Raw genomic sequence first — 25,753 nt, 5'->3', positions numbered from 1 at the left:
TCTTCGTCTGGAGCGCCAGTCTAATGCGCCCTCCCTTTCTCACTTTTTAAATACGATGACGGCTGAGTTCGAGTAGACGAACCGATGCACGGCGCACCTCTCGATGCTGGCCGGTCTTCCAGCGCATACACCCGCAGAACAGCACTGAAAGCACTCTTTTGCGGTGCAACTGTGGGACTCGCTGGCTGTCTCGGGGACGACACCGCGTCGAAGCCAGCGCCAGTCGACCTCTCCGGCGGAAAAGAAGACGACCAGGGAGGCATGGTCATCGGTCTTCACGCCGGCCCAAACGGACAGATATTCTATCGGGACCACGAACCCGACGGACATCCGAACCCTGCGTGGTTCCACACGCTGAGTATGGGGCTGTTCCCCTACTATTTCGAGCACCAACAGATGGGGTGGGAAGCGACGGCCATCTACGTCACCGACTACTCCATCGTCGACTACACCCTCACCACCGATGGCGGAGAGACGTTCATATCGACACACACGGATGCGGATACCTTCGGTGACGCCACCGAGATGACCTACGTCGTCGACAGTGAGGTCAACGGGGGGATGGGAAAGGATCTGATTCCGTTCTCGGTGACGGACGATGCCAACGCGTTCGTCGACGAGCACGGCGGGTCGACCGTCGAATTCGCCGACGTGACGAGCGAGTGGCTCAGCGGATACATGCGGTCGTAGACCACTGACTGCCCGTCCGACTGACTGTTCGTCGGGACGACCGCCGGTTCAGTGACGGAGACGTACGTCTCACCACTGAAATTGGCGGGAGAAAACAGCGGTCTGAACGCCTGCCTCAGAAGGAGTTGGTCGGGATGCGGACGCCGTCGACGTAGACCGACACGGAGTCGGTCGACTGGAAGTTCGTGATGTCACCGGCAAACCGGTAACTCCGCGAATCGTCGCCGACCGTTCCTTCGGCCGCCGGTCCGACTGCTCCCGTCGTGCTGAGGGCACCGTTCTCGTTCAGCGGGCTAATCGTGCCGCTGACGGTCACTTCGAACGAAGACAGGGAGCCGGTACCTGCGACGACGAGCGTGTGTTCGCCGTCGTTCGAAGCTGATTCGTCGGACTGTTCTGTCGCCGAGCCGACCCCAGAGACACCTGCGAGCGTACCCGCAGCAGTTACTGAACCGAACAGCGCGAGGTATCTACGCCTGCCGACCGTATTTTCAGTGTTGTTCTCGGGGTCCTGCCCGTTGGACCGTTCGCTTACCATATTTCTGGAGTTGAGGATGAGGACCATAAATGTTGTGATGATTACATTAGTAGGAATGTATGAATATCTAATTCTAATACTATACGACTTTCAACAGTCGTGAATTCTTATAGAACGCGACACCACGTAAATTGCTTAAAACGCTGTACAGTGGCGTATTAGTAGAGTATTAATCAGTTTCTTATGACTGCATTAATCGCCAAATTCGGGATGGTCGAAACTGGGTAAAAATTCTGAAATATTTGGGGCCAAGCCAATGTCTCAAAATGTGATACCTCTCTGTGAAGGGTGCCCATATTCTCCGAAAAACGGTGGCGTCAGCCCTCGTTGATAGGTGGAACACCACGATTTCACAGACGGGTGAAGTGGGACGACGTGATGCGATTTGATGGGTCACTCGCACGAGGCGCTCTCGGTTCCGACCGTAATCAGGCAGACGTGGCTTTCGTCGTCTTACGACTCTCACTCACGGTCACAAATTTCTCGCGTCGACTGGTTCTGCCGATGGATTTCTCGCTGCGCTACTGTCGATGTCTCCGGTGCTGGGATGGTCGACTTTCCGCGGTTCGCGTCCTGTGTGTTCGCGTTCTGTGTGTTCGCGGGTCTATGTCGTGTGCAAACCGTAGCGCGTTGCCTGGAACTGCACGTTCAGTGCGTCGAGCCGTGTTCTCGACCGCTGAGAAGTGACAACCGTTCGTCCGCGAACGAATCGAACGGAGGATTACAGCGTCGTCGAGGGAAGGGACGTGACCACGGTGCCGCAGCTGCGCTCACGAACAGATCTGAAGTCGGGAGAAATCGAGATCGCAGGGGCTCGTTCTGATTGGTTTCTGTGGTACGAAGAGCCCACTCGGACGAAAACTACCAGTCCGGTAGCTGTTCGAAGTGACGATTTCACGACCTACTGCCGTGTCGGAAACTCACTGAAGGTGGCTTACTCGAGGAAACTAACGTGTTGATCTTCCCACTCTCGTCGGGCAAGAATCGACTCTCGTCCTTTCTCGGACATCTCGTAGAAGTTTGTTCGTCGGTCGTGTTGCCCTTTGTTCACGTACCCTTGTTCTACGAGCGCGTCGAGGTTCGGGTAGAGCCGTCCATGGTTTACTTCGCCGACGTCCTTGCTGATCATCTCTTTGATTTCTTGGCCGGACGGTCGCTCCGCCCCGGCAATGACGTACAGAAGGTCGCGCTGGAAGCCAGTCAATTCGAACATGTAGTCTCAACTCATATTATCGCCGTACTCTGGTATTGTTAGCCACCTCTATACTGGATAATTGCCAGCATTACCGCCCGAGACGCGATATTGGGCTCGTTCTATCCTCCTGACTTATTTCAATACCCACTCACACCAGTAACCAGCCCGATTTCCGAGACAGAACCGGGGCACTGACCGTCTCTCCCCAACAGAACCTCTGGTGAAGCTGAACTTAATTTTCGGCCAGTAGTAGTCCAGTGCATCGCAGAAATGTCACGATAACAAAGGTCACATGTGGTGTACTCAGATTAACCGGAGTTTGGTCCTTACGCGCGGCGTGCGCGGGACCACCCGCACACACCGATGACATCTCTATCCAAAGACGAGCTGTTCAGGATCCTCAGCAACTCGCGTCGGAGGCAAATTCTATATTTCCTCCACCGAGCAGATGAGCCCATCTCGTTGAAACAACTCGCTGCAATGGTCGCCGCCAGGGAGAACGAAACCCCGGTCGAGGACGTGACCGACGAGGAGCGACAACGGGTGTACATCTCGTTGTATCAAACACATCTCCCCAAACTCGAGTCGGCGGGCTTAGTTCGCTACGACGAAGAAGAACGGAGCGTCTCGCTCGTCTCTGACGTTGCTACTCGAGGATTCTTTTGGATGCAGTCCGAGGATGGCCGCTCGTGGAGTAAGTACTATGGCGCGCTCGGGATCCTCGGGTGGGTACTGATTCTCGGACTCTGGGCCGGACTCCCGGTGTTTTCACTTCTCTCGTGGGCTGCAGTCGCCATTTTCGTCTCGACAGCGCTCGTCGTCTTGGTTCTCGCGCAGTATCTCCTCGAAGAGCAGAGTGGCGCCCCGCCAGATGCCTTCGAAGCTCTCGTCGAATAGGATAGTACGGGGTGACTCGCCACAGATGTGTTATGTGTGAGCATATCTAATTGGTATTCTCAGATTTTGCCATCACTAATTTTCCAAGTTGACTCTCGAAGTAATCAGGAATCCTGAATATCTGTTTCTGTATCTCGGTACACTCACAATAATCAGTGCACCGGGGCCTCACCGACCCTCGTAACGTTCTGTCGACCTTATTGAAAATCTGAGTTACTATAGATTGTTACAACCACTTTACTCGCACATTTTGAGACCCTAACGCTCGGACAAATCAGAGTGTGGGATTGTCAGGCAGATATATATCCTCATCTGCCGTATAGTTTCGATAACCCTCGTGTGTCGGGTCGCACCTGGTGGAGTGACCCAACGCTGTGGTTCGTATCTGTGTCGTGGCAATCACCTTATTGCCACGCGAACTGCCACAGATTCGTCCGTCGATGAGCGACATCGCGTGACTAAACGAGTGGGGGAGGAAGGAACAATGGTTACCGATTCACTACAAACCAACTCTGAAGCTGTCGAACAGACGGCACCGGAACAGATCGCCGAAACGACCGGAGGCTCGACTGAAGTCTCTGAACAAGTCCCAGAATCTCTCTCGAAGGATATCGTCTTCGAGATTCTGAAGAACCAGCGCCGCCGTGACGCCCTCCGTTACTTGAAAGAGAACGACGGTGAAGCGAAGCTCGGTGATATGGCCGAGTTCATCGCTGCAAAAGAAAACGACATCGACGTCAAAGCACTCTCTTCGAGTCAGCGCAAGCGTGTCTACATCGGGTTGTACCAGTGCCACCTCCCGAAGATGGACTCGGCTGGCATCGTCGAATTCGACAAGAACCGGGGAGACATCACGCTCCTCGATGCAGCGGACCAACTCGAGACGTACCTCAACGGTGATGTCTCTCCCTCTTCGGACTCGGCCGAAGAGGCTCCGAGCCTCGCGTCGACGCCGAAGCGGAACCTCACGATCGCCGCCGGCGTGGCGGCCACAGTCTCTGCAGGTCTCCTCGGTGTCCCTGGCCTCGAACAGATTCCCGCTGCTGGATGGGCCGTCCTGAGCACCGCGACGCTCATGGCAATCACCGCGATGGAGTCGTACAAAGACCGTCTCCACGCGTGAGCTGACGGATACGCGTCCTCATCTCAGTTTTTGACTACTAACTCAGGGACTCCCTGGGTTGGTTCCTTTGTTCGAAACGCTTTCTCCGTGAGTGTCAACGCCGGCGTATCAGACTGGCACGACGACACTGCTCTCGATGCGTCCGAACCGTCGCTCTGTGTGTCCGGCCTCGTCTTCGTCCAGTATCGTACTAGTTCCGCACGCTGAAAGTCACCGATTAGGTGTACTCATACCGTCGAATCGGGAGGTACCACCGGTGTTGGGCCATGTTATTCTGTGGCACATGAGACCCTAACTTCCTCCCAGTTTCGAGAATTGTCTGTATAACAATCCCCATCGCTCCCCCAATCTCTGGTATGATTTACACCCGATCACGGACCCGTTCTGCACGCGTTCTCGTCGAGGGAGGGCGAGCATGAGCCACCGAATCAACGAGGCTGTCGTCCTCGCTGCTGGGGAGGGTCGTCGACTCCGACCGTTGACCACGTTCCAGCCTAAGCCCATGCTTCCGGTGGCTAACAGGCCGGTCGTCGAGTACGTACTCGACTCTCTCTTCGAGTGTGGCATCGAACACGTCGTGGTCGTCGTCGGCTACCGCTCTGAGCGTATTCAGACACACTTGTCTGCGCGCTACCCGGACGCAAATATCGACTTCGTCCGCCAAGATTCGCGACTCGGAAGCGGCCACGCCCTCCTCCAAGCAGAGGGGTACGTCGGGGACGAATTCGTGGTCTGCAACGGTGACAACGTCATCGACGCGGACATCGTCTCCAAAGTGCTGGAGCGCTTTTCGGTAACTGACTCCGTGGCAACGCTCGCTGTCGCGAGCTCCGACACACCCGAAGAGTACGGTGTGGTGGTCGAACACGACGGCCGGATCTCCGATATCGACGAACACGGCGCCGAAAGTGGCTACTTGGTCAACGCCGGCGTCTACGTCTTCGATTCGTCTGTCTTCGATGCGCTTCGGCGGACGCCATCGTACGACGGAGAAACCCGACTTCCAGACGTCATCCACTATCTGGACGGCTACGTCTCGTCGGTCACGGTCAACGGCGGTTGGCTCGACCCCTCGCACCCGTGGGGACTACTCTCGGTGACCGAGACCCTACTCGCACGCCTCGACTCTTCGTCGATTTCCGACTCTGCTCGCATCCACGACCTCGCTGTACTCGAACACCCCGTCGTCATCGGCGACGATTGCAACGTGGGTCCTGGTGCCGTCATCGGTGCTGGAAGCTGTCTCCAGAACAACGTCGTCGTCGGCGCTAACAGCGTCGTCGAGCGGTCTATCCTCTCGACCGACGCGCACGTCGACGCCGGTGCAATCCTTCGGGACTCAGTCGTCGGACCCGGTGCGAAGATTGGCGATGGCGTCGTCTCGCCCGGTGGCCGCGCAGACGTCATCCTCGAAGGCCGACTGTACACCGACCGCCAACTCGGGAGTATCGTCGGTGACCGCGCTGTCGTCGGTGCCAACGTGACGCTCTCGCCGGGGAGCCGCGTCGGTGCCGAAGCCGTTGTCGGCGCAGGAACCGTCTTACATGGTGACGTGCGCGAACGCGTGGAGGTGACGCACTGATGTGCGGAATCACCGCCTGCATCGGAGCAGACGACTCTGTCGGCTCACTCGTCGAGGGACTCCGGCGTCTGGAGTACCGTGGCTACGACTCGGCCGGAATCGCCGTCAAGAACCAGACTGGCATCTCGATGACCAAGCGCGTCGGCGAAGTCTCCGAACTCGTCGCGGCAGTCGAAAAGAACCCGATCGCTGGATCGTACGGAATCGGCCACACTCGCTGGGCCACTCACGGTGGTGTCACGGACGGCAACGCGCACCCGCACACTGACGAGGCAGGTCGCGTCGCAGTCGTCCACAACGGCATCATCTCGAACTACCAGTCGCTTCGCTCCGACCTCGAATCGAAGGGTCACTCCTTCAGCAGCGAGACGGATACCGAAGTCGTACCGCACCTCATCGAAGAGAACCTTCGTGCCGGCGCGACCCCCGAAGAAGCCTTCCGCGCGGCTATCGGGTGCCTCTCGGGAAGCTACGCTATCGCAGCCATCATCGACGACGAGGAAGCAATCTACGCGACTCGCTCCGGGTCGCCACTCGTCCTCGGTGTCGGCGATGGCGAGTACTTCCTCGCGAGTGACGTTCCGGCGTTTATCCAGCACACCCAGAACGTCGTCTACCTCCACGACGGAGACTTCGTCGTGACCCGCTCTGACGGCTACACGATTACCGACTCTGCGGGGCGCTCTGTCGACCGGCCAGTCGAGCACATCGAATGGGACCCAGAGACGGCAACGAAAGGTGGCTACGAGCACTTCATGTACAAGGAGATAAACGAGCAACCCGGCGCGCTTCGACGCACGACACAGGGTCGGCTGAACACCCACACCGGCGGTGTCGAGTTAGACGAGTTCCCACCGGGAACCTTCGCCGACGTCGAGCAAATCCACCTCGTCGCGATGGGAACGTCCCACCACGCAGGAATGTACGCGGCGTCCCTCCTGAACGCTCGTGGCATTCCCGCCTTCGCGTTCATGTCGGGCGAGTACTCTGTGGTTAAGCCACCGGTGACGCCGAACACGCTCGTCATCGCGGTCAGCCAATCCGGTGAGACGGCCGACACACTCGACGCCGTGCGCCGCGCTCGTGCAGCAGGTGCGAAGACACTCGCCGTCACGAACGTCGTCGGTTCGTCGATGACTCGCGAGTGTGACGACGAGTTGCTGCTCCGTGCCGGTCCGGAAATCGGTGTCGCAGCGACCAAGACGTTCTCGTCACAGGTGACTGCACTCGCGCTCCTGTCGGAGCGCATCTCTGAGGACATCACGGGCGTGAGGTCATCTGACGCCCGGAACCTCATGGAGGCACTGGCTCGGCTCCCCGGCGACGTTCAGGAGATCCTCGACACGTCGACTGCGCGTGAGATTGCAATCGAGTACGAAGAAAGCGATGCGTACTTCTTCATCGGTCGGGGGCCCGCCCACCCCGTTGCCCTCGAAGGTGCGCTGAAGTTCAAAGAAATCTCGTACGAACACGCCGAAGGGTTCGCCGCTTCAGAACTCAAACACGGCCCGCTCGCACTCGTCACACCCATCACCCCGGTGTTCGCCATCTTCACCGGCCACGAAGACGAGGCCACGCTGAGCAATATGAAGGAAGTTCAGGCACGGGGTGCTCCAGTCATCGCCGTCACGAGCGACCGGTCGAGCGAAGTCGTCGAATTCGCCGACCACGTCCTGTCGATCCCGGAGACGCACCCAGAGATTGCTGGTATCCTCGCGAACGTCCAACTCCAACTCGTGGCGTACCACGCGGCGAACCTGCTCGAACGGCCAATCGACAAGCCACGCAATCTCGCGAAGTGTGTCACTGTCGAGTGAGCACGACACCGTCGCGGACCCACACCGCCGTGTCCGCTGTTCTGGCGGACTGACGAACCTGCTCACCTCGATTGGTCTCTAATTTTCCTCTCACTAACCACTCCCGTCAGTCGATTTTCCACGTCCCCTGCCTGTTCAAGTGGTGCAGAAGACGTTTCAGAATAACTGAAATGATACGATTACTGTAGGCGCCGATTACATATTGTTTGACAACGTCTGGTAGGATACGATGACCCGACGAGACCTGGTGGACGACGTTCTGTCGTCGTCAGACGACCCAGGTGGTCCCCTGACAGACGAGGCAGAGGATGTTGCCCCCGCGGCGAGCAGTGACGTTCCACCCGACTCGACTGACGAAGAATTCCTCGATGCACTCGGCGATAGCGTCTCTCGTGAGGTTTTGCTCGCTTGTAAACACGCTCCGATGACTGCCGAGGAACTCGCTGAGAAGTGCGACGTCTCTGAGTCGACCATCTACCGTCGGCTGGAGACGCTCTCGTCGCTCGGCCTCGTCAAACGAAGCCAACGGGTGGACTCACCGAACAAGACCTGTTACGAGACGGTCGTAGATGGATTGTCTATCCACCTCGGTGACGACCTCCGCGTCGAGGCCGGAGCGAGCAACTACGTCGTCGACTCGATGCGGACACTCCTCGCAGCCATCGACGTTCAACACCTGTCGTACGAACGTGAAGAAAACAGCGTCGACGTGCGGTTCGAGTTGGCGCCACATCTCCTCGACGCACTCGTCGAACTGTACATTCGCGATACGAACTCGCGCGACCAGTAACTGCCATCGCGAACGCACTCTGTCTCTCTTTCAAAAACAGTCCGCTGTACCACTACCTGCTAGTGAATCCACGATGTCGGGTCCAGTGAGTGGGTGCCGATGCCAATCTACTCGGCCACCCTCACTGTCGCCACGACTCGTCTACTTCTTCGAGGACGAGCTCGACCGCCTCTGTCGGGCGGCCTGCAGCGATGAGTTTCCACGCCGTCGCAGCGGTCAACGGTCCGATGAGGTGAGATGCTTCGAGGCCGGCGACGATGCTTGGGGCCTCTTGGGCGAACCACGTGTGGACTCCGTTTCCGACGTTGTCGGTGTGCGGATTTGACCGGTCGGATCCGGAAATCATACTGACTATACGACCCCCATGCCCATAGTTAGGAATCCGTGATATGAGATAACGTGGCCAATATGTCCCCAGGAAACTCATTTTCGAGTACTCTGAAGGCTCATACATCCAATTTGATTTATGAAAAGAATGATATACCGGTCTCACCTCTTCATCAATCGATTATGTCCCTCAGCGAATTGATTGCCGGTGTCGCCGCCGCTGAGCGGACACTCACTGTATTTAACCCGCGGGATGGCGCAGTCGACCGTCTCGCCGAACACTTCAAAGACCGGAACGTCTCGGTCCAAGCGGCGATGTCGGACGTCGGACCATCGAATTACGCAGTGCTCGGAACCGGGACGCAGTTCCACACTGCAGTCGACGTCACCGACGTCCTCAAGGATGCCGCGGACGTCGAACCCGGATTCGAACGAGAGTCCTACGTTCCGATTCTCGACCACCTCGACGAGACGCTCTTTACCTCCTACGACCGCGAACGGATGCTCAATGCGACACGTGAGATAGAAGACCGAGCGTGGCGTGTCGGTGCTGGTGAGTTGCACGCTGGGTTCCAGACGGGCGCGAACCTGCGCCCACAACTGGAGTCGTATCGCCGACTCGGCGGTCGCGACGACCTCTCTGTCCACGCGTACATCTACCCGAGCGACGACGTCCCGAAAGTCGAGCAGTTCTTACTCCACCTCGCCCGTTCCGAAGAGATTCGCCGGTCGTGGTTCGTCGTCTACGACGGAAACGGGGTCGACGACTACAAGTGTGCCCTCGTCGCCGAAGAGCGAGCAGACGCACCGGGATTCAGGGGCTTTTGGACGTACGACCCGTCTACTGTGGACTACATCCGCAACCATCTGCAGACGACGTACTCCATCATCGAATCCGATGGAGACGGACACGATATGTCAGGTACTCCTTCGAGCGCCACGAAGCGCAGTTGAACTGAAGGAACCACGCGTCGTGTGTCCCGCCTGTGGGTGAAAATCAACGGCGAGAACTAGGCGCGAACACTTACCAGTAGGGGGTGGAAACCGGACCGTATGGTCGATGGAATCCTGCTGGACTCCTCACAGTTGAAGGGGAAAGTAAAGGGTGGCCGCGCCGGCGCGGAGATATCTGGCATGAGTTACATCGGGTACGAAATCGGGGTCACAGAACACAGTGTACACATCTTCGGGGACCAGTGTAACGCAGATATCAAAGACGAAGAGTTCCGCTATCTTATCGTTCCACTCGACGCGATTCGTGGTATCGAACTGATGGACTTGACGAACCGTGGACGGGCAGTCGTCGTCCACGCACTCGACGAGGAAGTCGTTCTCTACTCGGAGAATCAGTCGCGCCTCTCTGAGAACCTCAAGCGCGTCTTTCTGCTGCTCTCTCGACTCCTCGCCTGACGACCCCACGTTTCGAGTATCGGGCTGTCTCAGCGCATCGTCGGTCGAACGAACGTAACCGTCTCTCCCTCCTTCTCACTCTCTCTGTGTCCGCTTCTCGTTCGACGCTCCGATTTCCTGCTTCCCGCTTCGACCATGTCCTGCGTCCAGTATTCGATGGTCGGGTCTGTCTCGACGTGAGTGGCGTCCCACCGACAACAACATTCGACCTCGATGCGGTGTTCGGAGTCCGGTGCATCGCCGGAATCGACTTCGACGATACGTGCGACACACCCAGACGATGGTCTCTCCACGAGTACGTACTGTCCTCGTTGGACATCTCCTTCCGGGTCTACGACGAAGTGGTCGTCACCGACCCAGAGACTGAGGTGCTCACTGCGAAGGAGCAACACCGATGCATCGAATTCGAAGACACCACCGCCCGTGGTGTCGTTCTCGCCCACGACTGTCACCGAGAATGTTCGAGGCCTGTGCATACGTACTCTACGCGTTACAACAGCAGAACCGCTTCGCTCACCCGGCAGACGACCACTCGCCAGGTCGTGTGCTGCAGTTCCATCCTGCCGATAGTTCACAGCGATGTCAGTTGGTTACTATCCGACTCAGGTAACGTTGTGAAAGTAGGTAAAATAACCGAACTACTAAAGTCGGTCGGGTCCCAGACCAGGGTATGGCCTCCGAACTCCCTGTCGACGATGCACCGTGTCCCATCATCGACTCACTCAAACAGATTGGGTCACAGTGGCGACTCATCGTCCTCCACGACTTACAGGACGGTGAGAAACGATTCAACGAGCTCAAGCGTTCGACCGGCGCGAGTTCTCGGACGCTCTCGCGCGTCCTCGACGACCTTCAGGAGACGGGCTTCGTCAACCGGCGTCTGGAAGAAGATGCACCCGTCGCGACCTACTACTCGTTGACCGACAAGGGCGTCTCGTTGTGCCCCGTGTTCGACGAGATAGAAGAGTGGGCAAACGAGTGGCTCGAAATCGAAGGCCCGTCTGTCGAGGCCGAAGCCGCCGAATCGACGATTTAGCGGCTCAGATTTCCATTGGGTCGACGTCTGCGGCGTCGAACACCGTCTCGTGGACGTCGGCGACGGTGATGGCGTCGAGTTCGTCGAGCATCGCCTGAATAGCTGGTTCGAATAGTTCGCCGAGCACCGGTTGGATGTGTTCGCCGACCGTGCACTCGTCGTTCGGTTCGTTCGCGTGGAAACAGAATGGCTCTCCGTCTTCCACCGCCTCGTAGATGTCTCGAAGTGAGATGGCTGCGGGGTCACGCGCGAGCGTGAATCCACCAGTTGGGCCGCGCTTCGAGTCGACGAGGTCCGCTTCTCGGAGCGAACAGAGCAGCTGGCGGATTACGACCGGATTCGTGTTGACGCTCCAGGCGAGGCGGTCGGAAGACAGCCGTTCGTCGCTCTGCACGGCCAGGTTCGTGAGCACGTGGGTTGCGACGACGAATCGGCTGCTGTTCGACATATACTCTGATTCGTTCTACGCCCATTTTAGATTTCACGGTGAGGCGCTCGGGTCCCCGATATCGACCGGAATCTCCGTTCTCTTCGTTTCCTGCAACAGAGTCGGGCGGACCACGAAACTTTCAGCCGTTGAGTGGACAGGGAACCAGTAATTCTGGAAATATCCGCACGTGCTGTCTCGACAGACCGTCTGACTCGTTGACTACCGTGGCGGTGGTGTCTCGTAGAGGGTGCGACCGACTTAGTCGTCGCTCGTGTCGGGGGCGTCGTCGACCCGGTCGTAGAGGACGGATTCGCCGGGCTTGACTGTTCCTTCGGTCGGCAGTCGGACACCGGCGTTCAGCGAGGAGTTGATGCCCGTCTTGACGCCATCGCCGAGCACGACGCCGTACTTTCGGCGGCCCGAGGAGATGAGTTCGCCTTTGAGCATCTGTCGAACCGGCTCGCCGTCGTGCCGCAGGTTGGCGACTTTGGTTCCTGCACCGAAGTTGACGTCGCGACCGAGGAGACTGTCGCCGACGTACGAGAGGTGGCCGACAGTTGCACCTTCCATCAACACACTGTTCTTTACTTCGACGGCGTGCCCGACTTTTGCACCCTCTCCGACGAGCGTGTGACCGCGGACGTAGGCGTTTGGCCCGATCGAGGCGCCTCGTCGAACCAGTACTGGCCCGTCGATGACCACCCCCGAGCGAACTGTCGCTCCATCTTCGACGACGACAGGTCCGTTTAGCTCTGCGCTCTCGGAGACATCGCCTTCGATACGCGACTCCATCTCACCGAGTTTCCACTCGTTGGCTTCGAGCAGTTCCCACGGGCGTCCCACGTCGAGCCATCGGTCGAAGGCGATGCCGCGAACGTCGTACTCGTCGCAGGTTCGCGAGAGCACGTCGGTCAGTTCGAGTTCGCCACGGTCGCTCTCGGCGACGTTGAGCCATGCTTGGGCTTCAGCAGGGAAGACGTACGACCCGGCGTTGATGAGGTCAGAGGGTGGATTTTCTGGTTTTTCGATGACGCCGGTGACGAAGTCGTTGCCGTCGGTTTCTAAGACGCCGTAGGAACTTGGGTTGTCCACTCTGAACGACCCGACGGCCGGCCCTCCGTCATACAGTTCGGTCAGTGACGGTACGTCGTACAGTGCGTCACCGTTGAGGACGACGAAGGGTCCTTCGGGGTCGAGGTGTGCCGCCGCGGCCCGAACGGCGTCGGCAGTCCCACGCTGTGCTTCTTGGACGGCGAATTCGACTGGGATTCCTCTTCGTTCTGTGCCGAAGTACGAACGGACGTCGTCGGCTTCGTACCCGACGACGAGTGTGAGACTCGACGCACCTGCATCGATTGCGGCGTCCGCAGTGTGTGCGACGAGCGGCTTGTCACCGACCGGAAGCATCGGCTTCGGCCGTCGGTCGGTGAGTGGGCGCATTCTGGTCCCACGCCCGGCAGCGAGGATGACGGTTTGCATGCTTAGGTAACGCTCTGCGTGAAGGAAATTTCTTTGCCTCCGGATAGTCCGAGAGAGGAGAGGGGGACTAGCGAGACGACGGCTGTAGTAGGGTGCCTCTGTCAATCTACCGTTACCGATGAGGGGACGGCTGGTCCGGCAATACGTTGTCACGTTTGAAGAGAAATAACGGTTCCGGATAATACCTCGATATCACTCAGGTTATACCGGACTCGCGCAGCGCAACCGCTCAGGAGAGTTTGAACCACACGGACCGCGAGCGGCGAATACGTTGGGGTTACGATTGATTGGAGATTCGCACTGGACGCGGTCCCGTGTGTTGCTAAACAGACGGAAGCGAGGTGGTAATAGTTTCGTTCCACGGCGACAGCGGCCGCCTCCCTCGGAACTATATCGGCACGTCCCATCCGCTGTGGAGGGTTACGATGGAGATTCGCACAGGACTCTCGTATGGAGACGTATTGCTGATTCCACAGCGCTCACCGGTCGACAGCCGAAGCGACGTGGAACTTTCGACCAACGTGACGCCGAGTTTGCAATTGGAGGCACCACTCGTCAGTGCGGCGATGGACACCGTCACCGAAACTGAACTCGCAACCACGCTCTCAGACTGTGGTGGTCTCGGTGTCGTCCACCGGTTCCTCGACATCGACGAGCAGGCAGCTCAGGTGCGACAGGTCGCCGAGAACGGTGGCACCGTCGCTGGCGCAGTCGGCATCAACGAAGCGTACCTCGAACGGACTGCGGCACTCCTCGACGCTGGTGCCGACGCAATCGTCATGGACATCGCACACGGCCACATGGAACGGTGTCTGGATGCAGTTGCTCACATTCGCGACGAGTTCGACCCCGAAATCGTCGCTGGCAACGTCGTCACACCTGCTGCCGTCGAAGACCTCTGGGAGGCTGGCGCTGGATGTGTGAAAGTTGGTGTTGGCCCCGGGTCTCACTGTACGACGCGTGAAGTCGCCGGTGCTGGATTCCCGCAACTGACTGCAGTCTCGAACTGCGCCGAGCGAGCGCACGACCTCGGCATCCACGTCATGGCCGATGGCGGCATCCGCACGTCGGGCGACGCGGCGAAGGCACTCATGGCGGGCGCGGACACCGTGATGATGGGCAGTTTCTTCGCTGGGACTGACGAAGCGCCGGGACACGTCGTCGAAGTTGGGGGCGATGCGTACAAACGGTCTCGTGGGATGGCCTCGACCGAGGCGGCGTCCGACCGCGACGACAAACAGAGCGACGTCGTCACGGGCGAAGGCGTCGAAGCACTGACTCCGTACAAAGGCCCCGTCGAACCACTCGTCGAGGAGTTCCTCGCAGGCATTCGATCTGGTGTGAGTTACTGCGGTGGCCACACGATAGCTGCTGCCCGCGAGAACGCGTCCTTCGTCCGTGTCGCCGCGAGCGCGAAGGAACGCGAGGGTGCACACGGCGTCGTGTTCACGGAAGAATCCGCCGGCGAGACAGCCGACGAACGTGAACGCGACGTGCACGCGCCACTCGCCGACTGACCGCGTTAATTCACCGTCACTGTTTTTGGTCGCTGGTTGTCTCGCCCGTGTCGACACTGCGGAGCGCTCCCACGAGCTGCGCCGTTCTCAGGTGTCGGTGGCTGACTATTTCAATAATATTACTAATATTGCAAACAGTAATATCTCTGTGACGATTGTGCCTCTGTTCCTTCGAGAGTGTGTAATTGGAGCTAGATCTACCAAAGCCAGTCAAATCGCTAGGAATACGGTACCTGTATGTCCGAAATCTCGACCTCGATACGACTGTCCTGGGATTCGACCAAATCCTGCAGATTGCTTCGTGTTCTGGCACCACATGACGCTTGTATCCGTGCAATATGGCTATCTCGTTGCGACGTCTCCATCGAGAACGATTTGTTCGTACAGAACTTGCTTCTCACACGTTCTTCCAATAGTATCTAAAAATTTACTATGAAGTCTATATTATATGTTTCAGTGTCACCGAGTCTATTTCGAGGGTGTAGACGAGGGGGAGCGGACTGTGGTGGACTAAAGATGTTACAACTGTAGTCGTGTAATGGTTCCCGAGTTGATTCGAACGACGAACACCGTCTAAACCGTACGAAGCACTGTCTCCATGAACCGTTCACCAAACGACCGGTACAGAACGGGTGTTCGGCAGGGCCGAACTACGAGTACGTCGCTCGAATACCGATGACGCGAGCGGCCTGCGTCACCATCTCTGGAACGTCTTTGTGGTACCACTCACCTTTCATTCGGGTGGTCGGGCCCGACACGCTAATCGAACCGAGGATGGTCTCGTCATCCGAGAGGATTGGTGCGCCGACGGCCCGCATTCCGGTGATTCGTTCTTCGTCGTTGAAGGCGTACCCACGCTCTCGAATCGCTGCCAACTCGGTTTCGAGGGCCTCCCGGTCGTCGATGGTCTTCGACGTGAGTTGTGGCAGGTCGCCGGCAAGGATGTCGTCTCGGCGCGCTTCGTCGCAGAAGGCGAGATAGGACTTTCCGACGGCAGTCGTGTGGAGGTCGACGGTAGTCCCGATGTGCGAGTCCGTCTGGAGTCCTTGTTCTGATTTCACTTGGTAGATGTACACACCGCGTCCGTTCTCTTCGACCATCACCTGCCCGCGCTCTCCAACCGCGTCGACCAGTTCGTCCATCTCTCCAATCGAGGCGTGGTAGAGTGCGTGTCGCGTCCGTGCGTGGTCTCCGAGGTCTAGGAATTTGAGACTCAACGCGTACTCCCCGTCGACCCGGACGACGTAACCGAGGTGTGCGAGCGTTTGGAGGTGGCTGTGTGCAGTGCTCTTCGATATCCCGAGCTCCGCAGAGACCTCAGAGACACCACAGGTACCTTCCTCACGCAGGTGTTCGACGATGCCGAACGACGTTTTCGTAGCGCCGATTAATCCGCTCCCACCGGGCTCGCCTGTATCCATATGGTACCAGTTAGCGAGATTCGCAATAATTGTTCGGATTGGGTTCGGCAGTGCAGAACGATTGTTCGGTCTTACGCCGTCAGCCCATCTACAATCGCCGAGACTGTTTTCGAATCCATCGACGAGAGCGCATCAACCGCGTCGTCGACGTCGTCCGAGCCGAGACCATACACGAGCAGGTCGCGGTTACGAGCGGTGAGAATCGTCTCTGTGAGCGGGTCCCTGTAGTCGCCACGCGGGACGTCTCGTTCTCCAACGTACTGCGTTCCGTCGTTCGCGACCACTTCAACGCGCGCACCCCACTTCTCCGGGAACGCTCGCTCGTACGCGTTGTCTGCGTAGAGGTGAACGCGTTCTGAGAGTGCCTGTACTGTCTCCTCTTCGAGTGCATCGTCGAGGAAGTGGTCGAGCGTGAGTTCTCCGTCGGCGACCCATCTGGCGAGGACGTACGGTGTCGAGAACTTTGCTGCAGTCAGCGTGTCCGGACGCGTGTGGCCCATGTCGACGCCGTTCCGGTAGGTGTACACGTCGATGTGGTCGACGTCTTCGGGACCGAGACCATCGGCCCCGGCGTCTCGCAGGGCGTCGAGTGGGGCGTGGGTGTACCGACAGGAGGGGTACGGCTTGTGGTACACTTCCGTTATCCACCACTCCGTTCCGAGCGAGTCGAAGAGGTCGACGAACTCGCCGTCGCCGAGCAGCGTCTCGAAGGGGTCGTACACCGCTTCCATCGCCGCGGCAGAACCACGGAGACCGGCTCCGGCGAGTGTCGCGGCACTCACACCCGCCTGTGCAGAGAACCCCGCAGTGAAGTTCCGCGATGGCGCTCCCTCTGCGAAAGGGTCGTGCATCGAGACGACGGCGAGATTCAACGCCGTCCGGACTGTTTCGCGCACCTCGTCTCGGGAGTGGCCCATGCAGACGGCGGCAGTCAACGCCGGGCCGAGGGTCGTCCACGTCGAGTGTGGGTCTCGGACGAGCCACGGAACCGCGTCGTTGAGTCTGGCCTTCATCGCGAAGATGGCGTATTCGAAGCGGGTACAGAGTTCGTACGACCTGATACACGCGTCGACGAACGTCTCTCCGTCGACGTCGAACGCCTCCGCCACGCCGACGGCGCCGGCGACGATGCTCGCACCGACGTGGCCGCCTCGGTTGTGGCCTTCTTCTATCTCTTGTGTTATCGCGGCAGTCACGTTCAGGAGGGCCGCTTGCGCTGGGTCTGTGCGCCGGTCGGTTCCGAGGACGGAGGCTGGACCGTCCGCGAGTGTCACCTCTCGAAAGACCGATGCGTTCTGTGGTGCCGCGGAACCCGCCACGGTGGCTGCGAGTACGTCCGCGACGACACGCTGTCCGGTCGCTCGGACATCGGGTGGGACCTCGTTGTTCAAAAAGTCGTACACCTGTCGTTCCCAATCTCGAACTGCTGTCTGTGGTATCATGGTTTGGGTCGAATGAGGAGGGGGAGTGTCTCAGGCCCGGGTCAGGGCACAGAGAACGCGGGGAGCGGCGGGTTCGCGGGCAGCCGTCCAGAGGCCGTCGACGCTCTCGTCGCCGACGACGGGTACGACGAGTTGGTCGAATTTGGTTCTGAGGTCAGATTCGGTGAACGGGTCGTGCTCACCACCGCGTGCGGCCCGCACTTCGTGGGAGAATACGTCGCCGTCGACCGTCTCGATAGTCACCCGTGCCCCGCGTTCGTCAGGGACGCGCGAGGCGAATTCGTCGGTGGCGGTGACCTCGACACGTTCGGAGAGCGTGAGCGCTTCTTCGGTCAGTGCTTCGTCGGTGAACGAGAGTTTCCCGGTGTCACCGGTCGTCAACGCCGAAGCGACGGCGAAGGGAACCGAGAACTTCGCCTGTAAGGTGTTCTTCGGACGGGTGTTCGACAGCGACGCTGCTGCAGGATACGTCTCGACGGACACTCCCTCGACGTCGGCAGCGCCGATGTCCTGTTCACTGGCGACTGTTTCGACTGCGTCGAGGACTGCGTGTGTGTATCGACACGCTGCGTGAACTTTGAAATAGCCCCGTTCAATCTCCCATCGGTCGCCCAAGCCATCGGAGAGGGCGGCCCGCTCTGGTTCGCCGGCAGCAACCGACGAGAGGTGGAGTGCGATACCGTCTTCTAGACCGGTGAACCCTGCTTCGGCCTGTTCGACGGCGATAATCCCCGAGAGGTTGCTCATGCCTGCGTAACTGTTTCGGACCGTCGCACCGTCGGTTGCCGCTTCGAACCGCGTGTGCTGTGCGTAGTTCGCGGCGATACGCATCGCGTTGAGTGTCGTCTCGGCGTCGAGTTCGCGGAGTCTAGCGATTGCTGCAGCAGTTCCGACGCCACCCCACACACCGTGGGGATGGACGCCGTCTGCCAACGGGACGACCATCTCGGCGACGCGAACCGCTGTCTCGTACCCGGCGACGAATGCGGTCAGGAGTTCGTCGCCGCTTCGGTACGACGACTCACCGTCGGCGAGGAGCGCTGGTAAGACGTGAATCGCCGGGTGACCCGCGGCAAATCGGTGGCCTTCGTCCAGTTCGAGGACAGTCCCGGAAGTCGCGTTGATGAACGCTGCACGGTACGCAGACGTTCGTTCGCCTGCCGTCCCCATGAGCGTCGCCTGTCCCCCGTTTTCGGCTGCCCACGCTCGGGTGAGCGACGACACTGCAGGGTCGGACGCCCCGCCGAGGATGGCGCCCACCGTGTCCGCGATGACGAGTGACCCACGGTCGGCGACGTCGTCCGGAATATCTTCTCGGTCGAGTGCCGAGACGAACGATGCGAGCGTCGCTTCGTTCATCTCACACCCCGAGGTACGCCTCGACGACGCTGTCGTCTTCGAGGAGTTCGTCACCGCTCGCACTCATACTGATTCGGCCGTTCTCCATGACGTACCCGCGGTCGGCCAGCTGAAGCGTCTGTTGGACGTTCTGTTCGACCATGAGGACAGTGACTCCCTGTTGGTGAATCTCTTCGACCACGTCGAACACTTCCTGAACGAGCTGTGGTGCGAGTCCAATCGACGGCTCGTCGAGGATGAGTAAGTCTGGTTCGCCCATCAGGGCGCGTGCGAGCGTCAACATCTGCTGTTCACCGCCAGACATCGTCCCTGCCCGCTGTTTCTTGCGCTCTTCGAGTCGGGGAAAGAGGTCGAGCATCTCGGCGAGGTTCTCCTCACGATTCTCCTTTGCTTCGTCCGTTTGCGCCCCGAGGAGCAAGTTGTCTATCACCGTCATGTTGGTGAAGAGGTCGCGATTCTCCGGAACCTGCACGATGCCGCGCTCGACGATTTCGTGCGAAGGCTCCCGTTGAATCTCCTCTCCCCGGTAGGTGATGGTTCCGTGACTCGGCGAGAGGATACCGCAGATGGTTCGCATCGTCGTGGTCTTGCCCGCACCGTTCGAGCCGATGAGTGCGACGATTTCGCCTTCGCCGACGTGCATGTCCACGCCGTGGAGTACTTCGATTTCGTCGTAGCCGGCGCGGACACCTTCGAGTTCAAGCATCGACGTCGAACCCTCCGATGTACGCCTCGATGACACGGTCGTCTTCGACGACTTCCGCGGGTTTGCCGAAGGCGATTCCCTGTCCTTGGTCGAGTACCTTCACGTAGTCCGAGATGTTCATGATTGCTTTCATGTCGTGTTCGATGATGAGGAGGCTCGTCCCGCGCTCGCGGAGTTGACGGAACAGCCCAAGCATCTGCTTCGACTCTTGTGGGGTGAGTCCGGCCATAATCTCGTCGAGGAGGAGAATCGACGGCTGCGTCGCGATTGCGCGGGCCAGTTCGAGTCGTTTCTGCGCGCCTACAGTGAGTTCGCCTGCCTCTTCGTCTGCGCGATCTGCGAGACCGACGAATTCGAGACTCTCCATGGCGATGTCGCGCGCCTCTCCACGGCGGCGAGTGTGAATGTGTGCTCCCACCATCACGTTCTCGGCGACGGTGAGTTCTTCGAGCGGGCGCGTAATCTGGAACGTTCGTGCAAGTCCCGCCCGCGCAATCTTGTGGGAGGGCATTCCCGAGACGTCCTCTCCCTCCAGTGTGACTGTTCCTGAGGTGGGGGGAAAGACCCCGCTGATGCAGTTGAACAGCGTCGTCTTACCCGCCCCGTTGGGGCCGATGAGCCCGATAATCTCGCCGCGCTTGACGGTCATGTCGACGTTATCGAGCGCTTGCAGCCCTGCAAAGCGCTTCCCGACACCTTCGACGGTGAGGAGCGTCTCTCCATCCCGTTCGAACGAATCGTCGTCAGCTGCTGCCATCACTCACTCACCTCCTCGTCACTGCGGACACGATTCCAGAGCGCTCTGGCGCGACTCGGCCAACTCACCACACCCTGTGGGGAGTAGATGACGATGGCGACGAGGAACGCTCCGTAGATGATGCGGTCGAGACCGTTGATGTTGGAGAACGTCGTACGCGCGACTTCGCTGACGGGGGTGACGATGAAGGACCCGACGATGGGGCCGATAAGCGTCCCCGGCCCACCGACGACGGCGGGCAGGAGTATCTCGACGTTCTTGAACAGCGCGAAGACGGTGTCGGGGCGAATCGTGTTGAAGTACATCGACCAGTACGCACCGCCGAGGGCAGTGAAGAAGGCGCTCACGGCAATACCGATGAGTTTGTATCGGAACGATGGCACGCCAACGCTCGCGGCGGCCCGTTCGTCTTCACGGATGGCGAAGAAGTAGAGTCCAACCCACGAGTTCTTGATGGCCCACGAGACGAGTGTCACGACGAACAGGAATCCGAGGATGACGTAGTAGTACGGGAGATCGGTCTGGAACTGGAAGGCAGCGAGTCCGTACTCCGCCCCATAGTCACGGGGGAACGGCTTGAAGTAGCCATTTGCGCCGTTCAGTTCGGACATGTTGGTAACGACGAACCGAAGGAGTTCGGCGAACGCGAGCGTCGCCAGTGCGAAGTAGTGGCCCTTGAGGTTGAATCTGAACGAGAGTGCACCAATCACGAGGCCGTACAGCCCTGCGATGACACCCCCGATGAGCATTCCGAGCCAGGGGTTGAGCCCGATGTCGACCAGGAGTAACTGTGTCGCGTACGCACCGATACCGAAGAATGCGGCGTGCCCGAAGGAGAACTGTCCAGTGTAGCCGGACATGATGTTCCACGCCTGCGCGGTGTACGCGTAGATGATGGTGAGGATGAGCACTTTGAGGCTCAGTGTCGCCGCGAGTTCCATTCCGGCGATGTCGATCTCGATGATGTAGGGGAGTGCCGCGAGGAGACCGAACAGTGCCGCACCCTTCACGACCGGTGCGAATCGCTGGTCGTCGAACGTCTGGTACCCTTCGCGGACTGAGTCGAGCGTGCTCATGCGTTAGCACCTCCGAAGAGGCCCTCGGGTTTCACGAGGAGTGTCAAGATGAACAGCAGGAAGATGAGTATCTGCGAGGTCGTTCCGGGGAGGTAGTACCCGCCGAACACCTGAATCATGCCGACGATGAGTCCGCCGACGAATGCTCCGGGGAACGACCCGAGACCACCGAGGATGACGATGACGAACGCGTTGATGAGGTACGTCTCGCCAGTGAAGGGGTCGAACCGCTGGAACAGCGCAATCGAACCGCCAGCGACACCTGCGAGGGCGGCGCCGATGCCGAACGTGAGGTAGTTGATCTGCGGGACGTTGATTCCGACGTAGCGAGCACCGTCACGATTGTCGGCCGTACCGCGAATCTTCCGACCGAGGTCGGTTTGGTTCAAGAACGCACGGACACCGAGCATCGTCCCGAGAGCGATGAGGAGGGCATAGAACTGCCCGAGTGGGATGAACACGCCACCAACCTGAAGCGACCCTAGTGAGAGGTCGACCTGTTGTGGGTCGGGCGTGAAGATGATCTCGATGGCGGACTGGATTATCAGCAAGACACCGAGTGTCGCGATGAGTTGGTTCTGTTGGGGTGCTTCGATAATCGGCTCGACTGTCAGGATGTGGACGCCGACGCCCAACACGAACAGGACGGCAGCAGCGATTGGAATGCCGACGAAGGGGCTGATTCCGATGGCAGTCGAGACCAGCCACACGGTGTACATCCCGACGACGAGGAACACGCCGTGGGCGAAGTTGATGACGTCCATGACGCCGAATATCATCGTCAGGCCGAGTGCCGTGAGCGCGTATACGCCTCCGAGGAGGAGGCCGAACGCGAGCAACTGGAGGAGAACGGGCTCCATGTTGGCGAAGTCGGTCAGGAACTGTGCAAAGGGTTCTATGAACCGGTCGATGCCACCTCCTTGTAAGGGAAGTGGGGCGACCGATGTGACTAGGTGTCGCATGCGGTTTCTACGCTCGTGGGTTGTTGGCAACTGCCATAAAAGGTATCCATCTTTTATTGAGGTGATTCGTTGACGTGTACGCTGATTTAGACCTGTGGCGGGGCCTCTGCGTACTCGTCTGGATAGACGACTTTGACCGAGAGGTCTTGCACCTGGTTCACTGGGCCGAGGGCGTTGACGTTCTCACCCTCTTCGTTGAACTCGATGGCACCCATCGCGGAGATGTGGTCGTCGTACCTGAGGTTCTTCAGCGCTTCGTTGATGTCGTCTGGGTCGTCGCTCCCAGCTTCTTCGAGTGCCTGAATGATGACCTCTGCTGCCGTGTAGGCCATCCCCACGGATGCAGAGAACTCCTGTTCGTAGTTGTCGAGGAACTGTGACCGGACTTCTTGGGTCTTGTCGATGGTCGGGTTCAGTGCGTAGTTGTTGTCCATCACACCGTTTGCGAAGTCGCCGATGTCGCTGACGGCTTTGTCGTCGGTAAACGTCGCCGACGCGGAGGCAGTGAGGTACGGCGGACGGTAGTCCTGGTCCTGCAGTGCCTGTGCGAGAAGGACGCCGCCGGCGACGTACGTCGAGGCGATAATTGTGTCGGGGTCGGCACTGCGTAGTTTCGAGACTTGCGTGTTCGCGTTCGACGCGCCGAACTCGATGGCCGTCTCTTCGACGATTTCGACGTTCTGTTCTGGGAGGAACTCCCGAAGGCCATCGCGAATCGCTTGGCCGTAACTGTTGTTGATGTAGAACAGTCCCGCTGTGTCGACTGTGCCGCCACCATCGCGGATGACTTTCGGAACGAGGTCCGCGTAGTCGCTCGCCAGCCGTCGTGCTGGGGGTTGTGGTCGGTAGACGTAGTTGAATCCACGGCCTTGCAGAATGTTGTCCGCCGCGGCAATCGAGACGACAAACGGGACGCCCTGTCGCTCTGCGACCTGCGTCGCCGCCGTCGTAACCGGGGAGGAGTAACATCCGGTGAGGACGTGTGCGCCGTCACTGAGTAGTTCTTCGCTCACCTGTCCACCGAGTTCTTGTTTCCCCTGGTTGTCACCTTCGATGACTTTCACTTGTGCGCCATCGAGCGATTCGATGCCACCTTCCTCGTTCTTCCGCATCGCGGCGAGTTTGATGGCGTTACTCATCCCGACACCCGTGGCAGCGAGGCCACCGGAGAGCGGGTGGTTCGAACCGATGATAATCTCGTCGACTGATTGTTGCGGAGCGCTGGTCGTGGTTCCCTGGCCGCCGCCGGACCCACCAGAACCACCCGAATCGCCGCCAGACCCGCCCGAGTCGCCGCTGCCGCCAGCGTCGTCGCTCGTACATCCAGCCAGTGTCAGTGCCGCGACGCTCGCGCCCGTTGCTTTGAGGAAGCGTCGCCTGTTGCTCGTCGAAGACTTGAGAGTCTTACCCATGGCAATCGTTCTCGGGGTTAGCGGTTCACCATAATAAATACTCGTATACCTACTTTGTCAGGTATTGCGGACGTTCACCTTCTGGATATGTTGAATTCGGCATCGATAGTGCTTCAGTCTTCGATATTTCATATTCTACCAACGATGTCCCATGTCGATAGCTAACACGTATCGATTCGCCCCAGAACAACCGGTGAAGAGCGACGCGAATGCACCCGAAAACAGCGCGTTATTCGAGTGACTCTCTCGCGTGGATCCCTGCGAGTCGGCCGTATCCGAGTGCCGTCGTCAGTCCGTTACCAGAGAGATACCCGCCCGCCCCGTGACCGCTGATTCCGCAGGCGGTTCCGCCGCCGGCATAGAGGTTCGCAACGACGCTGCCGTCTGTTCTCAGGACTCGCGCGTGCTCGTCTACGACCAAACCGCCTTGCGTGTGGAACAGCGACCCCGTCACTTTGGTGCCGTAGAACGGGGCTTCGAGTGGGTGGGACCCATCGACTCGGCCCACCTCGTCCGGTTCTCCCGCTGCGGCGGCCTCGTTGTACGCGGCGACGGTCTCTGCGGCCCGTTCCCCATCACTCCCGAGACGGTCTGCGAGTGCTTCGACTGAGTCGGCGCTGTGGTACGTCCCGTGTTCGACTGCTTCGTCGAAGTCGTCGAATTCACCCTGTAGCTTCTGGAAGATGCGCTCGTCGAACAGTTGCACCGCCTGCCCACCGGGTTGTTTCAACACGTCGATGGCGAACTCACTGTATCCAGACGACTCGTCGCCGAACCGTTCGCCGTCTTCGTTGACCAGGATGCCACCGTTCATCGTGACTGCGTAGGTAGAGAGCATGCCCGTCTGGCTCGCAACGGTCGCGTGCCCCTGATAGGCGTCCATACAGGCGAGTTCGCCGCCGAGTTCTGCGCCGAAGCGCACACCGTCGCCAGTGTTCCCATCCGACCCGAAGTAAAGTGCCCGTTCGATATCCTCCTCGCAGTACTCTGTGACCATCTCACGGTTCCCGGCGAATCCGTCGGTTCCGAGGATGACCTTCTTCGCTTCGATTGCTTCATCGCGGGTGAGTCCAGCGACGACGCCACGTACAGCGCCGTCCTCAGCGACGAGTTTCGTCACGGGTGCGTTCGTCAAGAGTTCGATGTTCGGCGTCGTTTCGATACGTTCGACGAGTTCTGCGACGAGGTTCTCACCGTTCCTCCCGTCGGGGGCGTGCATCCGGTACTCGGAGTGTTTGGGATACTTGAAGTCGTCGACGAGGTGGAGGGTGATATCCCAGTCGTCGACCAACCAGTGGATGAGGTTCGCGCTCTCCTCGCAGAGATACCTGACGCGGTCTTCGTCTGCTTGATACCCGTTTTTCTCCAGAATGTCCCGGGCCATGTCGGCGGGTGTCTCTTCGATGCCTGCGTCCCGTTGGAGGTGCGTCCCCGCGGCGGGAATCATGCCCGTCGAAAGCGATGTATTGCCGCCACAGTGTGGTGCCTTTTCTAAGACAGTCACACGGATGTCTGTGTTCTCACTGGCCGCCAGCGCGGCGACCAACCCGGTCCCTCCTCCGCCGGCGACGAGAACGTCGGTGTCGATGTCCCAGTCGACATCAGCTGCCGAGACGACTTCGGCGACGCTATCGCTGGGTGTTCGCTTGGCTTGCTCATCCATGGACCCTGCTAGTCAGACTCTCTCGTAAAACTACCGCCAGCTGCTGCCTCCCGCTCGCGTACGCGTGTGAAAAACAAGGCAACCAGATTACAGGGGTTGACGGGAGTGAAGGCTATGGTGTTTG

Annotated in this window: 25 protein-coding genes; 10 read left to right on the top strand and 15 right to left on the bottom strand. The window is 59.2% G+C overall.

The genetic code is table 11. From position 1 onward, the window contains the following. Positions 1 to 84: 84 nt before the first annotated feature. Complete coding sequence (locus GJR98_RS16075; RefSeq protein ID WP_151139758.1) at positions 85 to 690, top strand: nitrous oxide reductase accessory protein NosL; 606 nt, start codon at positions 85 to 87, stop codon at positions 688 to 690. A 115-nt stretch (positions 691 to 805) separates the two neighbouring features. On the opposite strand, the gene GJR98_RS16070 is transcribed toward GJR98_RS16075, so the two are convergent. Further along, positions 806 to 1,228, bottom strand: a complete 423-nt coding sequence (locus GJR98_RS16070) for a hypothetical protein (protein ID WP_151139757.1) — start codon at positions 1,226 to 1,228, stop codon at positions 806 to 808. 934 nt (positions 1,229 to 2,162) lie between these two features. Beyond that, positions 2,163 to 2,441, bottom strand: coding sequence for a PadR family transcriptional regulator (locus tag GJR98_RS16065; RefSeq protein ID WP_151139756.1), 279 nt, complete (start codon positions 2,439 to 2,441; stop codon positions 2,163 to 2,165). 345 nt (positions 2,442 to 2,786) lie between these two features. On the opposite strand from GJR98_RS16065, the gene GJR98_RS16060 reads away from it, so the two are divergent. The 5 genes from GJR98_RS16060 to GJR98_RS16040 all read left to right on the top strand — a co-directional run bounded on the left by GJR98_RS16060 (position 2,787) and on the right by GJR98_RS16040 (position 8,632). Continuing rightward, positions 2,787 to 3,320 carry a DUF7344 domain-containing protein gene (locus GJR98_RS16060; RefSeq protein ID WP_151139755.1) on the top strand — a complete coding sequence of 178 codons (534 nt, stop codon included), beginning with the start codon at positions 2,787 to 2,789 and terminating at the stop codon, positions 3,318 to 3,320. Between the two features lie 484 nt (positions 3,321 to 3,804). Beyond that, positions 3,805 to 4,443 carry a DUF7344 domain-containing protein gene (locus GJR98_RS16055; RefSeq protein ID WP_151139754.1) on the top strand — a complete coding sequence of 213 codons (639 nt, stop codon included), beginning with the start codon at positions 3,805 to 3,807 and terminating at the stop codon, positions 4,441 to 4,443. 415 nt (positions 4,444 to 4,858) lie between these two features. Continuing rightward, positions 4,859 to 6,025 (top strand): sugar phosphate nucleotidyltransferase, encoded by a 1,167-nt coding sequence (locus tag GJR98_RS16050; RefSeq protein WP_151139753.1) that lies wholly within the window; start codon positions 4,859 to 4,861, stop codon positions 6,023 to 6,025. Continuing rightward, the gene (gene glmS, locus GJR98_RS16045) at positions 6,025 to 7,842 is read left to right on the top strand and encodes a glutamine--fructose-6-phosphate transaminase (isomerizing) (protein ID WP_151139752.1); all 1,818 of its coding nucleotides are present in this window, start codon (positions 6,025 to 6,027) and stop codon (positions 7,840 to 7,842) included. Before GJR98_RS16050 ends, glmS begins: the two co-directional genes overlap by 1 nt. Before the next feature lie 229 nt (positions 7,843 to 8,071). Continuing rightward, on the top strand, positions 8,072 to 8,632 hold the full coding sequence (locus tag GJR98_RS16040; RefSeq protein WP_151139751.1) for an ArsR/SmtB family transcription factor: 561 nt from the start codon (positions 8,072 to 8,074) through the stop codon (positions 8,630 to 8,632). A gap of 121 nt (positions 8,633 to 8,753) precedes the next feature. On the opposite strand, the gene GJR98_RS16035 is transcribed toward GJR98_RS16040, so the two are convergent. Continuing rightward, positions 8,754 to 8,978, bottom strand: a complete 225-nt coding sequence (locus GJR98_RS16035; protein WP_151139750.1) for a harpin-binding protein — start codon at positions 8,976 to 8,978, stop codon at positions 8,754 to 8,756. Between the two features lie 164 nt (positions 8,979 to 9,142). On the opposite strand from GJR98_RS16035, the gene GJR98_RS16030 reads away from it, so the two are divergent. Together GJR98_RS16030 and GJR98_RS16025 are read left to right on the top strand one after the other, a co-directional pair. Further along, a complete protein-coding gene (locus GJR98_RS16030; RefSeq protein ID WP_151139749.1) occupies positions 9,143 to 9,913 on the top strand; it encodes a DICT sensory domain-containing protein in 771 nt (256 codons plus the stop codon). A gap of 99 nt (positions 9,914 to 10,012) precedes the next feature. Then, on the top strand, positions 10,013 to 10,369 hold the full coding sequence (locus GJR98_RS16025; RefSeq protein ID WP_151139748.1) for a hypothetical protein: 357 nt from the start codon (positions 10,013 to 10,015) through the stop codon (positions 10,367 to 10,369). A gap of 29 nt (positions 10,370 to 10,398) precedes the next feature. Here the strand turns inward: GJR98_RS16025 and GJR98_RS16020 are convergent, their stop codons facing one another. Next, the gene (locus GJR98_RS16020) at positions 10,399 to 10,845 is read right to left on the bottom strand and encodes a hypothetical protein (RefSeq protein ID WP_151139747.1); all 447 of its coding nucleotides are present in this window, start codon (positions 10,843 to 10,845) and stop codon (positions 10,399 to 10,401) included. Between the two features lie 194 nt (positions 10,846 to 11,039). On the opposite strand from GJR98_RS16020, the gene GJR98_RS16015 reads away from it, so the two are divergent. Continuing rightward, positions 11,040 to 11,405, top strand: coding sequence for a winged helix-turn-helix transcriptional regulator (locus tag GJR98_RS16015; RefSeq protein WP_151139746.1), 366 nt, complete (start codon positions 11,040 to 11,042; stop codon positions 11,403 to 11,405). 4 nt (positions 11,406 to 11,409) lie between these two features. On the opposite strand, the gene GJR98_RS16010 is transcribed toward GJR98_RS16015, so the two are convergent. After that, the gene (locus GJR98_RS16010) at positions 11,410 to 11,853 is read right to left on the bottom strand and encodes an Rrf2 family transcriptional regulator (protein ID WP_151139745.1); all 444 of its coding nucleotides are present in this window, start codon (positions 11,851 to 11,853) and stop codon (positions 11,410 to 11,412) included. Positions 11,854 to 12,093: 240 nt separating this feature from the next. Next, a complete protein-coding gene (gene glmU, locus GJR98_RS16005; protein WP_151139744.1) occupies positions 12,094 to 13,314 on the bottom strand; it encodes a bifunctional sugar-1-phosphate nucleotidylyltransferase/acetyltransferase in 1,221 nt (406 codons plus the stop codon). A gap of 425 nt (positions 13,315 to 13,739) precedes the next feature. Here glmU and GJR98_RS16000 point away from each other — a divergent pair, with 425 nt between their 5' ends. Next, positions 13,740 to 14,831: a guanosine monophosphate reductase gene (locus tag GJR98_RS16000; protein ID WP_151139743.1), complete on the top strand. Its 1,092-nt coding sequence runs from the start codon at positions 13,740 to 13,742 to the stop codon at positions 14,829 to 14,831. A 650-nt stretch (positions 14,832 to 15,481) separates the two neighbouring features. Here GJR98_RS16000 and GJR98_RS15995 read toward each other — a convergent pair. The 9 genes from GJR98_RS15995 to GJR98_RS15955 form a co-directional block, all read right to left on the bottom strand. Continuing rightward, the gene (locus GJR98_RS15995) at positions 15,482 to 16,252 is read right to left on the bottom strand and encodes an IclR family transcriptional regulator (RefSeq protein WP_151139742.1); all 771 of its coding nucleotides are present in this window, start codon (positions 16,250 to 16,252) and stop codon (positions 15,482 to 15,484) included. A 71-nt stretch (positions 16,253 to 16,323) separates the two neighbouring features. Beyond that, entirely contained in the window at positions 16,324 to 17,694 is a 1,371-nt protein-coding gene (locus tag GJR98_RS15990) for an MmgE/PrpD family protein (RefSeq protein ID WP_151139741.1), read from the bottom strand. Positions 17,695 to 17,724: 30 nt separating this feature from the next. Beyond that, positions 17,725 to 19,053 (bottom strand): MmgE/PrpD family protein, encoded by a 1,329-nt coding sequence (locus tag GJR98_RS15985; protein WP_151139740.1) that lies wholly within the window; start codon positions 19,051 to 19,053, stop codon positions 17,725 to 17,727. Position 19,054: 1 nt separating this feature from the next. Continuing rightward, entirely contained in the window at positions 19,055 to 19,759 is a 705-nt protein-coding gene (locus GJR98_RS15980) for an ABC transporter ATP-binding protein (RefSeq protein WP_151139739.1), read from the bottom strand. After that, positions 19,752 to 20,516, bottom strand: a complete 765-nt coding sequence (locus tag GJR98_RS15975) for an ABC transporter ATP-binding protein (protein ID WP_151139738.1) — start codon at positions 20,514 to 20,516, stop codon at positions 19,752 to 19,754. The genes GJR98_RS15980 and GJR98_RS15975 overlap by 8 nt, the downstream gene beginning before the upstream one ends. Continuing rightward, entirely contained in the window at positions 20,516 to 21,592 is a 1,077-nt protein-coding gene (locus GJR98_RS15970; protein WP_151139737.1) for a branched-chain amino acid ABC transporter permease, read from the bottom strand. Before GJR98_RS15970 ends, GJR98_RS15975 begins: the two co-directional genes overlap by 1 nt. Then, positions 21,589 to 22,554, bottom strand: a complete 966-nt coding sequence (locus GJR98_RS15965; RefSeq protein WP_151139736.1) for a branched-chain amino acid ABC transporter permease — start codon at positions 22,552 to 22,554, stop codon at positions 21,589 to 21,591. Before GJR98_RS15965 ends, GJR98_RS15970 begins: the two co-directional genes overlap by 4 nt. 86 nt (positions 22,555 to 22,640) lie before the next feature. Next, positions 22,641 to 23,966: an ABC transporter substrate-binding protein gene (locus GJR98_RS15960; protein ID WP_151139735.1), complete on the bottom strand. Its 1,326-nt coding sequence runs from the start codon at positions 23,964 to 23,966 to the stop codon at positions 22,641 to 22,643. Between the two features lie 229 nt (positions 23,967 to 24,195). Then, the gene (locus GJR98_RS15955) at positions 24,196 to 25,629 is read right to left on the bottom strand and encodes an FAD-dependent oxidoreductase (RefSeq protein WP_151139734.1); all 1,434 of its coding nucleotides are present in this window, start codon (positions 25,627 to 25,629) and stop codon (positions 24,196 to 24,198) included. Positions 25,630 to 25,753 lie beyond the last annotated feature (124 nt).

Origin of the sequence: Haloferax marinisediminis, assembly GCF_009674585.1 — an archaeon.
In the GTDB taxonomy this organism is placed as follows: domain Archaea; phylum Halobacteriota; class Halobacteria; order Halobacteriales; family Haloferacaceae; genus Haloferax; species Haloferax marinisediminis.
The sequence above is the reverse complement of the archived record's forward strand: the minus strand, read 5'-3'. Positions and strand labels throughout refer to the sequence as shown.

Bases quoted from the DNA above. Each gene is read 5' to 3' on its own strand.
- GJR98_RS16050 (WP_151139753.1), top strand. From the start codon at position 4,859: ATGAGCCACCGAATCAACGAGGCTGTCGTCCTCGCTGCTGGGGAGGGT.
- GJR98_RS16020 (WP_151139747.1), bottom strand. From the start codon at position 10,845: ATGCACAGGCCTCGAACATTCTCGGTGACAGTCGTGGGCGAGAACGAC.
- GJR98_RS15985 (WP_151139740.1), bottom strand. From the start codon at position 19,053: ATGAACGAAGCGACGCTCGCATCGTTCGTCTCGGCACTCGACCGAGAA.
- GJR98_RS16065 (WP_151139756.1), bottom strand. From the start codon at position 2,441: ATGTTCGAATTGACTGGCTTCCAGCGCGACCTTCTGTACGTCATTGCC.
- GJR98_RS15970 (WP_151139737.1), bottom strand. From the start codon at position 21,592: ATGAGCACGCTCGACTCAGTCCGCGAAGGGTACCAGACGTTCGACGAC.
- GJR98_RS15980 (WP_151139739.1), bottom strand. From the start codon at position 19,759: ATGCTTGAACTCGAAGGTGTCCGCGCCGGCTACGACGAAATCGAAGTA.
- GJR98_RS16075 (WP_151139758.1), top strand. From the start codon at position 85: ATGCACGGCGCACCTCTCGATGCTGGCCGGTCTTCCAGCGCATACACC.
- GJR98_RS16060 (WP_151139755.1), top strand. From the start codon at position 2,787: ATGACATCTCTATCCAAAGACGAGCTGTTCAGGATCCTCAGCAACTCG.
- GJR98_RS16030 (WP_151139749.1), top strand. From the start codon at position 9,143: ATGTCCCTCAGCGAATTGATTGCCGGTGTCGCCGCCGCTGAGCGGACA.
- GJR98_RS16015 (WP_151139746.1), top strand. From the start codon at position 11,040: ATGGCCTCCGAACTCCCTGTCGACGATGCACCGTGTCCCATCATCGAC.
- GJR98_RS15965 (WP_151139736.1), bottom strand. From the start codon at position 22,554: ATGCGACACCTAGTCACATCGGTCGCCCCACTTCCCTTACAAGGAGGT.
- GJR98_RS15995 (WP_151139742.1), bottom strand. From the start codon at position 16,252: ATGGATACAGGCGAGCCCGGTGGGAGCGGATTAATCGGCGCTACGAAA.
- GJR98_RS16010 (WP_151139745.1), bottom strand. From the start codon at position 11,853: ATGTCGAACAGCAGCCGATTCGTCGTCGCAACCCACGTGCTCACGAAC.
- GJR98_RS16040 (WP_151139751.1), top strand. From the start codon at position 8,072: ATGACCCGACGAGACCTGGTGGACGACGTTCTGTCGTCGTCAGACGAC.
- GJR98_RS15955 (WP_151139734.1), bottom strand. From the start codon at position 25,629: ATGGATGAGCAAGCCAAGCGAACACCCAGCGATAGCGTCGCCGAAGTC.
- GJR98_RS16070 (WP_151139757.1), bottom strand. From the start codon at position 1,228: ATGGTAAGCGAACGGTCCAACGGGCAGGACCCCGAGAACAACACTGAA.
- GJR98_RS16055 (WP_151139754.1), top strand. From the start codon at position 3,805: ATGGTTACCGATTCACTACAAACCAACTCTGAAGCTGTCGAACAGACG.
- GJR98_RS15990 (WP_151139741.1), bottom strand. From the start codon at position 17,694: ATGATACCACAGACAGCAGTTCGAGATTGGGAACGACAGGTGTACGAC.
- GJR98_RS16025 (WP_151139748.1), top strand. From the start codon at position 10,013: ATGGTCGATGGAATCCTGCTGGACTCCTCACAGTTGAAGGGGAAAGTA.
- GJR98_RS16000 (WP_151139743.1), top strand. From the start codon at position 13,740: ATGGAGATTCGCACAGGACTCTCGTATGGAGACGTATTGCTGATTCCA.
- GJR98_RS16035 (WP_151139750.1), bottom strand. From the start codon at position 8,978: ATGATTTCCGGATCCGACCGGTCAAATCCGCACACCGACAACGTCGGA.
- glmU (WP_151139744.1), bottom strand. From the start codon at position 13,314: ATGCAAACCGTCATCCTCGCTGCCGGGCGTGGGACCAGAATGCGCCCA.
- GJR98_RS15960 (WP_151139735.1), bottom strand. From the start codon at position 23,966: ATGGGTAAGACTCTCAAGTCTTCGACGAGCAACAGGCGACGCTTCCTC.
- glmS (WP_151139752.1), top strand. From the start codon at position 6,025: ATGTGCGGAATCACCGCCTGCATCGGAGCAGACGACTCTGTCGGCTCA.
- GJR98_RS15975 (WP_151139738.1), bottom strand. From the start codon at position 20,516: ATGGCAGCAGCTGACGACGATTCGTTCGAACGGGATGGAGAGACGCTC.